This is a genomic window from Microbacterium sp. (genome assembly GCF_003248605.1).
GTDB lineage: Bacteria > Actinomycetota > Actinomycetes > Actinomycetales > Microbacteriaceae > Microbacterium.
On the sequence record NZ_QFPF01000083.1, the window covers coordinates 1 to 11,310 of the forward strand.

Below are 11,310 nucleotides of genomic sequence, written 5' to 3' on the forward strand. Positions count from 1 at the left end.
GTGGTGTTCTTCTCTGCGCTCGGCGTCTGCATCGGCGCGACGATCTCCGCCGCGGCGCAGTGACGCGTCCTCCCGCCGAGTGCACGACTTCTCTCCGAGTGCACGACGTGGATGCTGTAGCCAGGTCGTGCACTCGGCGACAGCCCGTGCACTCGGCGGAGAAAGAGGAACGGGCGAGGGTCAGGCGGCGAGGGCCGAGCCGTCGAGGATCGTGTAGGCGTAGCCCTGTTCGGCGAGGAACCGCTGGCGGTTCTGCGCGAAGTCCTGGTCGACGGTGTCGCGCGCGATGAGGGTGTAGAAGCTCGCGGTGTGCCCGTTGGTCTTGGGGCGCAGCAGGCGGCCGAGGCGCTGCGCCTCCTCCTGGCGCGATCCGAACGACCCCGACACCTGGATGGCGACGGATGCCTCGGGCAGATCGACCGAGAAGTTCGCGACCTTCGACACCACGAGCACCGAGAGCGAGCCCTCGCGGAACGCCTGGAAGAGCAGCTCCCGCTCATCGACGGGGGTCGCTCCCGTGATCTTGGGGGCGCCCAGGGCCTCGGCGAGCACGTCGATCTGATCGAGGTACTGGCCGATGATGAGGATGCGTTCGCCCTCGTGCCGCTCGACGAGGGAGCGCACGACGTCGATCTTGGCGTCGGCCGTGGCGGCGAGGCGGTAGCGCTCGTCGTCGGCGGCCGCGGCGTACTCGAGCCGGTCGGACGCGGGCAGGTCGATGCGCACCTCGTAGCAGGCGGCGGGGGAGATGAAGCCCTGGGCCTCGATCTCCTTCCAGGGGGCGTCGAACCGCTTCGGGCCGATGAGGCTGAACACGTCGCCCTCGCGACCGTCCTCGCGTACGAGGGTGGCGGTCAGGCCGAGGCGCCGGCGCGCCTGCAGGTCGGCGGTGAGCTTGAAGACGGGGGCGGGCAGCAGGTGCACCTCGTCGTAGACGATGAGGCCCCAGTCGAGCGCGTCGAGGAGCGCGAGGTGGGCGTACTCGCCCTTCCGCTTGGCGGTGAGGATCTGGTAGGTCGCGATGGTGACCGGTTTGACCTCTTTGACCTGGCCGGAGTACTCGCCGATCTCCTCGGGCGTGAGCGAGGTGCGCTTGAGCAGCTCGTCGCGCCACTGGCGGGCCGAGACGGTGTTGGTGACGAGGATCAGCGTCGTCGTCTTGGTGTCGGCCATCGCGGCGGCACCGACGAGGGTCTTGCCGGCGCCGCAGGGAAGCACCACGACTCCCGACCCGCCGTCCGAGAAGCTGTCGACCGCCTGCCGCTGGTACGGCCGCAGGTTCCAGCCGTCCTCGGCCAGGTCGATCTCGTGCGGGGTGCCGGGGCTGTAGCCGGCGAGGTCTTCGGCGGGCCAGCCGATCTTCAGCAGCTCCTGCTTGATGTGTCCGCGCGCCCACGCGTCGACGGTGAAGGAGTCGGGCGTCGGGTGCCCGGTCAGCAGCGGCTGGATGCGCTTGTTGCGCGCGACCTCCGACAGCACGGCGCGGTCGGTCGATCGCAGGACGAGGGTGCCCTCGTCGTCGCGCTCGATGACGAGACGTCCGTAGCGCCCGACGGTCTCGCGGATGTCGATCGACACCGAGGGTGGCACCGGAAAGCGCGACCACCGATCGAGCGTGTCGAGCATGTCGTCGGCCTGGTGCCCTGCAGCGCGCGCGTTCCACAGGCCCAGTCGCGTCACGCGGTAGGTGTGGATGTGCTCTGGGGCGCGCTCCAGCTCGGCGAAGACGGCCAGCTCGTGGCGGGCGGTCTCGGCATCCGGGTGTGCGACCTCGAGGAGCACGGTGCGATCGCTCTGCACGATCAGGGGGCCGTCAGACATAGCCTTTGAGTCTACCGGGGCGGGCGGGTTGCGGGCTCTGCGGGTCAGTGGCGGCGAATGCCGCGGATGCTGGAGACCGGCAGTGTGCGCTCGACGTCGGTGCCGCGCTCTCGGCCCCGCAGTCGGCCGCCGCCGAGGCCGGTGGCCTCGAGCGTGAACACGCGGGTCTCGCCCCCGGGCAGCGCGACCTCGACCTCGAGCACTCCCCGGGCGCGGACGGCGGATTCGAGTTCGCGGCCCATCCAGGCGGCGTCGGCGTCGCCGGAGTCCGCGCCGCGCAGCATCGCGATCAGCGGCGCGTACGCGACCTGCGGGTCGGGATGCGGGGTGGGGCCCGCAGCAAGGCGGTGCCGGGTGAGCGGTTCGATGGCGCCGTCCGCGTCGACCGCGACGGCGGGGTAGCGCGCGTCGACGAGAGCCCACAGCACGGCGTTGCGCTCGACCCGGGTCGTCAGGGCCGAGCCGTCGTCGGTGCGCACGAGCCCGAGTGGCCGGAGCGCCTGGTCGACGGCGATCGTCTCGAGCACCTGCGCATCGGGACTGCGCACGACCGTGCGCGAGGCGCCGGAGCTGTCGGGCGGAGCCTCCGCCACCCGCACGAGACCGTGCGATTCGGCGGTGGTGCGTACGAGGTACTCCAGCGGCTGGGGTACTCCGGTCAGCGACAGCGTGGTGAGGAACTCGAGCATCGACGGTTCGGTCTCGCCCTCGGTGAGGGCGGCGGCGACGCTGTCGGCGGTGAACCGGTAGGTGGATGCCTGGGCGTGCGATTCGCGGCGCGCCATGCGTCGCAGCCGCACGTCCAGCCCCGCCGCCAGCGGGCCGGGCGAGATCGCGGTGAGGTCGTTCTGCAGATAGATGCGGTCGACTTCGTGCGGCAGAAGGGCGGCGAGCGCGGTTTCGGCGGACTCGGCGTCGTGCGGCATCAGCAGCATCCATCGGGGGAGCGTGTCGTCGGCGGCGACGAGCCCCCACACTCGAGCCTGGGCGCGCAGCGCGCCGGCGAGTTCGGGCCACGCGGGGTCGGCGGGGTACGCGAGGGGCCACTCCTCGGGGGCGACCCATCCGGACTCGGTGCGCAGGCCGCGGGCGAGCCCCTCGCTCCAGCGTCGAGCCACGAGCGCCCAGCGTCTGGTCGTGCCCTCGGCGAGCCAGTCCTCGCCGGCGGGTGTGGGGAGGAACACCCGCCCTTCGACCGAGAGCAGGCCCGCGCGCTCGGCGAGCGCGACGAGGGTGTCGAGATCCTCGGGGCGGGTGAGGTCGTCGGCGATGCGCCGGCGATCGGCCGCCCCCAGCGCCCCCGAGCCGATGCGCGACAGGGGCGTGTGCAGCGCCTGGATGATGACGTCGCCGAGAGCGGCGACGCTCGTGAAGGCGCGTTCGGCGGCGGCACCTTCGGCGGCCGGTGCGGCGGACCGTGCGGGGTGAGAGGCGTGCGGGGAGGCCGTGCCCGCACGTGCGGCCAGCAGTCGCTGAACCTGCGGCAGGGGTCGGCCCTCGGCATCCATCAGCGCGAGGCGCCGGGCGGCGGCATCGTGGCCGTCCGCGGGGTGGCGGGCCGCGGCCGGATCCATGGCGGCCTCGAGGGCCGTGAGCTCATCGGCGGTGAGCTGTTCGAGGGCGCGCACGAGCGAGGCCTCATCGGTCAGGCCCTCGGCGGCGTCGAAGAAGTCGCGCCACGGCGCGGTGGGCGACACCCGCCGCGCGGCGAAGAGGGCGGCGAGGGTGGGATCGTCGAGCGCCGCGAGCGTCGCGGCGAACTGTCTCGGCCCCGCGCTCACGGCGGGCCTCAGCCCTGAGCCTTGTTGGCCCGTGACCTGCGGATCCACGTGATGACGAGCAGCGCGATGATGAGCACGAAGGCCAGCGGCAGGCCGATGCTCGGCAGCAGCGCGACCATGGGCCAGATGCCCGAACCGAAGTCGTCGGCCGTCATTCCGGCCGCCGTGCCGATCATGATCGCGAAGAAGCAGCCGATCGACAGCAGCGCGATCCCCAGCGACATGAAGGCCAGGACGCGGTCGAGCCGTCCCGGCGCAGGCTGGGGGGAGTCGGGAGACGTGCTCATCCGTCACAGCCTAGTGCTGCACGGCAACGGCATCATCCCGCGCGCGGGGAACCGGTGGCGTAGGCTGGTGCGTCGGGGCGTTCGTGGCCCCTTGTTTTCGCGCCCACAGGCGCCCGATCAGCGAGGTTTTGCGATGCCCACCGGCAAGGTCAGGTTCTACGACGAAGAGAAGGGGTTCGGCTTCATCACGACGGATGACGGCCAGGACGTCTTCTTGCACGCCACGGCCCTGCCCGCAGGGTCCGCGCCGCCCAAGACCGGCGCGCGGCTCGAGTTCGGCGTCGCCGACGGCAAGCGCGGGCTGCAGGCGCTGTCGGTGCGTGTGCTCGAGGCGCCGCCCAGCCTGGTCAAGGCCAAGCGCAAGCCCGCCGACGACATGGCGATCATCGTCGAGGATCTCGTGAAGCTTCTCGACGGCATCGGCGGGGATCTGCGCCGCGGCCGCTACCCCAGCGGTTCGCACGCCAAGAAGGTCGCCGCGGTGCTGCGCAAGGTCGCCGATGAACTCGACGCCTGAGGCCGATCCCGCGCTGCTCGAGGCGCACGACGTCGCTCTGGCTGCCCTGCGCGAGATCACCCACGCCCACACGATCGGCGACCCCGTCGGTCACCGTGTCGAGGCCGACGGCGTGGTGTCGCTGCTGTTCGCCAACCGGATGCCGGGATACCCGGGCTGGTTCTGGACCGTCTCCCTCGCCCGTGTCGAGGGCGAGGCGCCCACCGTGCTCGAGGTCGAGCTGCTGCCCGGCGAGAGTGCGCTCGTGGCGCCCGAGTGGGTGCCGTGGGCCGTGCGCCTCGCGGACTACCAGGCGCATCAGGCGCAGGTCGCCGCCGAGCGCGAGGCCGAGGGCGACGCGGAGGGCGATGAGGGGCTCGACGACGTCGACGACCTGGATGCTGCCGACTTCGACGACGACGGATCGCCGATCCTGCACTCGGGCGATGTCGACGGCGTCGACATCGACGGGTTCGACGAGGACTCCGAGGACGACTCGGACGACGACGAGGACGACTCGGACGACGATGAGGATGACGAGGACGACTCGGACGACGACTCGGACGACGACGATTCCGAGGACGACTCGGACGACGACGACGACGATGACGACTCGGGCGACGACGATTCCGACGACGACGAAGACTCGGATTCCGACGACGATTCCGACGAGCTCGACGACGACGCGTTCCTCTCGGACGAGGACGACCTCGGCGACGGCGAGCTGAGCGAGCGCTGACGCCTCACCCGGGCGCGGCGTCGGCCGCACCCGGGTGCGCAGATCAGATGTGCTCGAGCGTGTAGTCCACGCAGCGGATCAGCTGGCGCACGTCGTCCGGGTCGATCGAGACGAACGTCGCGATGCGCAGCTGGTTGCGCCCGAGTTTGCGGTAGGGCTCGGTGTCGACGATGCCGTTTGCGCGCAGCGAGGCGGCGATTGCCGCAGCATCCACACTGTCGTCGAAGTCGATCGTCACGACGACGGGCGAGCGGTCGCCGGGCTCGGCGACGAACGGCGTGGCGACGGCAGACGCGCTCGCCCAGTCGTAGAGAGCCTGGGACGACTCGGCGGTGCGCTGGGCGGCCCAGCTGAGCCCGCCCTGGTCGTTGATCCATGACAGCTGCTCGCGCAGCATGAACAGCGTGGCGACGGCCGGCGTGTTCAGCGTCTGGTTGAGCCGCGAGTTGTCGACGGCGTTCTTGAGGCTGAGGAACTCGGGGATGTAGCGGTCGGAAGCGGCGATGCGCTCGATGCGCTCGATGGCCGCGGGGGAGGCGACGGCGAACCACAGGCCGCCGTCGGAGCCGAGGTTCTTCTGCGGCGCGAAGTAGTAGAGGTCGCTCTGGCTGACGTCGACGAAGATGCCGCCGGCGGCGCTCGTGGCATCGACCACCGTGAGCGCGCCGGGGTCGCCCGCAACGCGGGTGACGGGGGCGGCGACACCGGTGGAGGTCTCGTTGTGGGGCCACGCGTAGACGTCGACGCCCTCGAGGGGCTCGGCGACCGCGCGGGTGCCGGGCTCGGCCTTGCGCACGTCCGGCGCCTCGAGCCACGGGGCCTTGGCTGCGGCGGCGAACTTGCCGCCGAACTCGCCGAACACGAGGTTCTGGGCGCGCTTGTCGATGAGGCCGAAGGCGGCGGCGTCCCAGAAGGCGGTGGATCCGCCGTTGCCCAGCAGCACCTCGTAACCCTCGGGCAGCGAGAAGAGGTCGCCGAGGAGGCGGCGCACATCGCCGACCAGGTTCTTGACGGGCGCCTGGCGGTGCGAGGTTCCGAGCAGCGACGCGCCGGGGCCGGCGAGCGCCTCGAGCTGCGCCGCGCGCACCTTCGAGGGGCCGCATCCGAATCGTCCGTCGACGGGCAGGAGTTCAGTGGGCAGCGTCACGTGGGGCATGGCACGATTCTAGGGTCGTGGCCCGTTGGCGCCGGGCTTCGTGTCGGCTGCCCGGGTTAGGATTGCCTACATACCTCGCAGAGCAAGGAACGCACCCGCATGACCGATCTCATCGACACCACCGAGATGTATTTGCGCACGATCCTCGAGCTCGAAGAGGAGAACATCGTTCCGCTGCGCGCGCGCATCTCCGAGCGCCTGGGCCACTCCGGGCCGACCGTGTCGCAGACGGTGGGGCGCATGGAGCGCGACGGGCTCGTCGTCGTCTCCGACGACCGGCGGCTCGAGCTCACCGACGCGGGCCGGCAGAAGGCCGTCGACGTGATGCGCAAGCACCGACTCGCCGAGCGCCTGCTCTCGGATGTCATCGGCCTCGACTGGGCGTACGTGCACGAGGAGGCCTGCCGCTGGGAGCACGTGATGAGCGAGCAGGTCGAGCGCCGGCTCGTCGAGCTGCTCGGTCACCCCACCGAGTCGCCCTACGGCAACCCCATCCCCGGTCTCGACCAGCTGGGCGACGTGCCCGCGGCCACGTTCGCGCAGGGTGTCGTGGGTCTCGTGCGTCACCTCAACGAGGTGGGCGGTCCGATCGAGGGCACCGTCCGGCGCCTGGCCGAGCCCGCCCAGGTCGATCCCGAACTTCTCGAGCAGCTGCGCGGCGCCGGGGTCATGCCGGGGGCGCGCGGTCGCTACCGTTACAACGAGGGCTACGTGCTCGTGGAGATGGACGGCTCCGACGAGGGGCTCGAGCTTCCGATCGAGGTCGCGGCTCACATCTTCCTGGTCGACACCACCGCCTGACGCGCCCGCGCGCCGGTCGCGATCCTTCCTCCTCTTCTCGGTCCTGGAGGCCGCCGTCCACAGGGCGGCCGCCACGGAAGTGACAGAATCGTTACCTTCCGGTACCCTCGAAAAGTCCGCCGACGAGAAGCCAGTCGACGGAACCCGACACGTACGCCCCACAGGTTCGTCACCCGAGTCGGCTGAATCCACGCCCGATCGTGCCGACGAACCGCCGCCCACCCGAGGGCGCAGGGGCCGGAGGACCAGCTTGGCTGCACACGACCAGACGCCTGAAGGCGAACCCGACGCGCAGGCGCACCGCCTGAACGACGGAGCACAGCCTGCGCGGCGCGCGGCCGGCATCTTCTCCCTCTCCCGCGCGGTTCGTCCCGCGCGTACCGCGGTCGCCGTCACCTCTCCGGCGCCGAAGCCGCCGCGGGCCGCACGCCGTGGTCCCGTGCGCAGCATCCTCACCATCGCGGTCGTCACCGGTCTCGTCGCGACGGTCGCGATCCCCGCCTACGCCGCCGTGCAGCCGCAGGAGGCGACCACGACGATGCAGCAGCTGGCCGCCGAGGGTGCGCAGTCGCTGGTCGTGGCCTCCGAGGTCGAGTCCTCCGCCCTGACCCGCGGCTCCTACGCCGCGACCACTCCCGACGAGATCGCGCAGAAGAAGGCCGAAGAGGCCGCTGCCGCGGCTGCCGCGGCTGCTGCCGCCGCGCGCGCCGCCGCCGTCTCATCGAGCTCGAGCGGTGGCTCCTACGCCGTGCCCGCGGGTGTTCCCCTCGTCGCTCCCGGCTCGGGTGTCGTGCGCCGTCCGCTTCCGTACTTCAACAACTTCGGGGCGCCCTACGCAGGCCACCGCGGCACCGACTACATGGTCGGGCGCGGCACACCCATCTACTCCGTCGCCGACGGCGTGGTGACAGCATCCAGCGATGGTGGCGGTGGCCTCGGCGTCACGATCACGATCATGCACAACATCAACGGCCACGCCGTGCAGTCGGTGTACGGGCACATGCTGCCCGGCAGCCGCACGGTCAGCGCGGGCGCCACGGTCAGTGCCGGCCAGATGATCGGCCAGGTCAGCGACACCGGGTTGGCGTTCGGCACGCACCTGCACCTGATGATCCACGTCGACGGCACGCGCGTGGATGCCGAGGGCTGGCTTGCGGCGAACGCGGGCTGATATGCGCAATCCTCTGGCGAAGAAGGCTCCCGCGCGCCCGCTCGATGGCGCTGCCTCGGGCGTGACCGACGCGACCGCACGCGGCGTCCGCACGTCGAGCGATCGTGCGGGCGGCAGCCGACGCGGTCCTGTGCGCAGCGTGCTGACGATCGCTGCCGTGACCGGGCTCGTCGCGACGGTCGCGATCCCCGCGTACGCTGCATGGCAGCCCGAGAGCGGGTCGACGACGCTGCAGCAGCTGGCCGAAGACGGAGCGCAGACGCTCGTCGTCGCCTCCGATGTCGCGGACTCCGCGCTCACCCGCCATTCGTACGCCGCGACCACCCCCGATGAGATCGCCAAGAAGAAGGCCGAGGAGGCCGCAGCCGCCAGGGCTCGGGCCGCGGCGGCGTCGGGCGGAAGCGCCAACATCGACCTCAGCAGCATCCCGGCCGGCAGCGGAGCGCTGAGCTGGCCGCTGCGCAACATCACCAACATCAGCGACCGCTACGGCGCGCGCGGGGGCAGCCACCGCGGTGTCGACATGCTGGCGCCGGCGATGTCGCCGATCTACGCCTCGGCCGACGGCGTCGTCAGCCAGTCCACGGAGGGTGGCGGCGGCGGGTACGGCGCGTACGTGCGCATCGAGCACGTCATCGACGGGCAGCGCATCAGCACGCTGTACGCGCACATGTCGTACGGCACGCGCACGGTGTCGCCGGGCGAGACGGTGAGCAAGGGTCAGGTGATCGGCGGGGTCGGCAGCACCGGTTACTCCACCGCCAACCACGTGCACTTCGAGGTGTTCGTCGGCAACACCAAGGTCGACCCGATGCCGTGGCTCGGGGCCTACGGCAGCTGATCGACCGGGCCGCAGCATCCCCTCGGCTTGTCGCGGGGTGTCGGATGAGTGGATGCTGCGACACGAGGCTGTTCACCGGCCGTTGGATCTGGCGGTCGCTGGAGTGATGTAACCTGACCCCGAACGCGTGAGCGAGCGAAGGGGGGAGCCGATGGATATGAAACCCCGCATTCGAACCAGGAATGCGCAAGGTCGTTATGTCCTTCGGCATCGTGTGCACACCTGCCGCGGTTCTGCCGTGGTGACTGGGCGCTGTCTGTAGACAGCGCCTTTTTTGCGCCCGAAATCCTCTCTCGCGAGTTCGCGCGTCGCTGATTCGAATACCGCTGAAGCCGTCACGGGCTATTCGAGAGGACACCCGATGCGCACTCTGGTGCTGAACGCAGGATACGAACCACTGGCCGTGGTCTCGTTCAAGAGAGCCCTGGTGCTCGTCATGAACGCCAAGGCCACCATCATCGAGTGCGCCGAGGGCGACCCCGTCTGGGGTGTGCGCGGGGCGCTCGACCGGCCGGCGGTGATCGTGCTCACCCGCTATGTGCGCGTGCCGCAGTCGCGCCGTGTGCCCGTCACCCGACGCGGGGTGCTGCGCCGCGACGGGCATCGCTGCGGGTACTGCGGCAAGGGGGCGACGACGATCGATCACGTGCTCCCGCGCTCGCGCGGGGGAGCGGACTCGTGGGAGAACCTCGTGGCCGCCTGTCTGCGCTGCAACAACGTCAAGGGTGATCGGACGCCCGCCGAGATGAACTGGGAGCTGCGGATCACGCCGCGTCCTCCCCACGGCGCGCAGTGGACGGTGCGTGGCACCGAGCGTGCCGACCCGCGGTGGGAGCCGTACCTGGCGCTCGCGGCGTGAGGTCTGGACTGCGGGCCGGGCTCGGCTTGCGCGTGCGTCGCGCGGCGCGCGGCGTGCGCATGCACAGGTGCGGACGCGTCGGCCGCTGCCCCGGCGTGTCGGCGCGCTTGTCCGGCGTGTCGAGGCTCGGGTCCGCAGCTGCGCTCGCGGTTGGCGTGACCTCGGCCGGTAGACTTTCGGGGTCAGCCTCTGTAGCTCAATGGAAGAGCAGCTCCGTCCTAAGGAGAGGGTTGGGGGTTCGAGTCCCTCCAGGGGCACAGTGCGCCACCGTTAACCGACCGACTCAGTAGTGGGGGCCCGGCTTTGGAATGGGACCCGCCCCCGGTGTCGCGAGATGTCAGAACGAGATGTATCTTCCGTTGTCGTAGAGCATGAATGACTGAGCGGCCTCGGGCACGATGTACGCCGTATACCCCGTGAAGACAGAGCCTGGGTAGAGAGTCGGGCCGTCTGACATAGAAGCCATGCCGTCGCCCAGCACGATGAACTCACTCGAGTATCGATTGCCTTCGTCAGTGGCGAGATAGAGATCCAACTCCGCCAGGGACGGCTCGACGCCGTCGGGGTTGATTCCAGTCATGGTGAGTTCTACGACGACGTACTTGAAGCCGGCCGGGGCATCGGAGTTGAACTGGTTCCAGCCCTCGACAAGCGCGTTAGCGTTCGGATCCATGATCCGGCCAGTGAGACTGTAGTTCTCGCCTCCGAGCCACCCTTCTGCTACATACGGTTGAGAGAGAGGATTCTGGGCTGTTCCGTCAGCGGAAGGCTGTTCGGGCTCCGCATCGGACGGTTCCGCAGCGGATTGCTCCGCATCCGGCGCGCCCGCGACCGCGTCGCCCTCCGTATCCGCCGCGTTCGCAGATTCGTCGCCGACTTCCGCGACCGAGGCGCTCGAGGTGGAGGCCGTGCTCACGAATGCAGAGAACGCGACTGTGATGACCAGCGCCGCGATGAGCGCAATTCCGCCGAGCGCAAGCCCGGTAACTGCCATGCCTTTGGGCTGCCGCTTGGCCAGCGCGAAAATTCCAAGGACGACCGCCGCGACGGCGACAGCGAGCCCAAGCCACGGAATCAGACTGGTCAAGAACGCGACGATACCGAGGACCAGTGCCGTGATCGCGAGGCCCTTCGCCTGTCCTCGCGAGGGGCTTGGCCCAGAGCCCGACGGTGCGTGTTCGGTCAGCGTCGTCGTGTGTGCCGCCGCGGGTGGTGCGGATTCCGCCCATCGCTGACCATCCCAGTACCGAATCTCATTGTTGGCGTGCGGCGCCGGATACCATCCGGCCGTCGGCGTATCAGTCATCTGTCCCCCAGATCTTGATTGAAGTGAGCTTTCTGCCCATTGGCAGAGTAGC

The 11,310-nt window shown here is 70.2% G+C and carries 11 protein-coding genes and 1 tRNA gene; 7 read left to right on the forward strand and 5 right to left on the reverse strand.

The features are described 5' to 3' along the window. Window positions 1-180: 180 nt before the first annotated feature. The 3 genes from DI573_RS10970 to DI573_RS10980 are packed head-to-tail and all read right to left on the reverse strand — an operon-like array spanning window position 181 to window position 3,889. Window positions 181-1,821 (reverse strand): DNA repair helicase XPB, encoded by a 1,641-nt coding sequence (locus DI573_RS10970; protein ID WP_292813986.1) that lies wholly within the window; start codon window positions 1,819-1,821, stop codon window positions 181-183. Window positions 1,822-1,865: 44 nt separating this feature from the next. Further along, on the reverse strand, window positions 1,866-3,602 hold the full coding sequence (locus DI573_RS10975) for a helicase-associated domain-containing protein (protein ID WP_292813988.1): 1,737 nt from the start codon (window positions 3,600-3,602) through the stop codon (window positions 1,866-1,868). Window positions 3,603-3,610: 8 nt separating this feature from the next. Next, complete coding sequence (locus DI573_RS10980) at window positions 3,611-3,889, reverse strand: multidrug ABC transporter ATPase (protein WP_292813990.1); 279 nt, start codon at window positions 3,887-3,889, stop codon at window positions 3,611-3,613. A 133-nt stretch (window positions 3,890-4,022) separates the two neighbouring features. On the opposite strand from DI573_RS10980, the gene DI573_RS10985 reads away from it, so the two are divergent. Both DI573_RS10985 and DI573_RS10990 read left to right on the forward strand, forming a co-directional pair. Continuing rightward, complete coding sequence (locus tag DI573_RS10985) at window positions 4,023-4,406, forward strand: cold shock domain-containing protein (protein ID WP_292813993.1); 384 nt, start codon at window positions 4,023-4,025, stop codon at window positions 4,404-4,406. Continuing rightward, window positions 4,390-5,124 carry a DUF3027 domain-containing protein gene (locus tag DI573_RS10990; protein ID WP_292813995.1) on the forward strand — a complete coding sequence of 245 codons (735 nt, stop codon included), beginning with the start codon at window positions 4,390-4,392 and terminating at the stop codon, window positions 5,122-5,124. The genes DI573_RS10985 and DI573_RS10990 overlap by 17 nt, the downstream gene beginning before the upstream one ends. Window positions 5,125-5,167: 43 nt before the next feature. Here DI573_RS10990 and serC read toward each other — a convergent pair whose 3' ends face one another. After that, window positions 5,168-6,280 (reverse strand): phosphoserine transaminase, encoded by a 1,113-nt coding sequence (gene serC / locus DI573_RS10995; RefSeq protein WP_292813998.1) that lies wholly within the window; start codon window positions 6,278-6,280, stop codon window positions 5,168-5,170. Window positions 6,281-6,379: 99 nt separating this feature from the next. On the opposite strand from serC, the gene DI573_RS11000 reads away from it, so the two are divergent. From DI573_RS11000 to DI573_RS11020, 5 genes are all read left to right on the forward strand, one after another. After that, a complete protein-coding gene (locus tag DI573_RS11000) occupies window positions 6,380-7,081 on the forward strand; it encodes a metal-dependent transcriptional regulator (protein WP_292814000.1) in 702 nt (233 codons plus the stop codon). A gap of 250 nt (window positions 7,082-7,331) precedes the next feature. Next, window positions 7,332-8,252, forward strand: a complete 921-nt coding sequence (locus DI573_RS11005; protein ID WP_292814003.1) for a M23 family metallopeptidase — start codon at window positions 7,332-7,334, stop codon at window positions 8,250-8,252. A gap of 1 nt (window position 8,253) precedes the next feature. Next, entirely contained in the window at window positions 8,254-9,093 is an 840-nt protein-coding gene (locus DI573_RS11010; protein ID WP_292814006.1) for a M23 family metallopeptidase, read from the forward strand. Window positions 9,094-9,454: 361 nt separating this feature from the next. After that, window positions 9,455-9,952, forward strand: a complete 498-nt coding sequence (locus tag DI573_RS11015) for an HNH endonuclease (RefSeq protein WP_292814008.1) — start codon at window positions 9,455-9,457, stop codon at window positions 9,950-9,952. A gap of 185 nt (window positions 9,953-10,137) precedes the next feature. Further along, window positions 10,138-10,209: transfer RNA gene (locus DI573_RS11020), tRNA-Arg, on the forward strand. Window positions 10,210-10,289: 80 nt separating this feature from the next. On the opposite strand, the gene DI573_RS11025 is transcribed toward DI573_RS11020, so the two are convergent. Beyond that, window positions 10,290-11,310, reverse strand: a 1,021-nt coding sequence (locus DI573_RS11025; RefSeq protein ID WP_292814011.1) for a DUF4190 domain-containing protein, incomplete at its 5' end; no start/stop codon positions are given.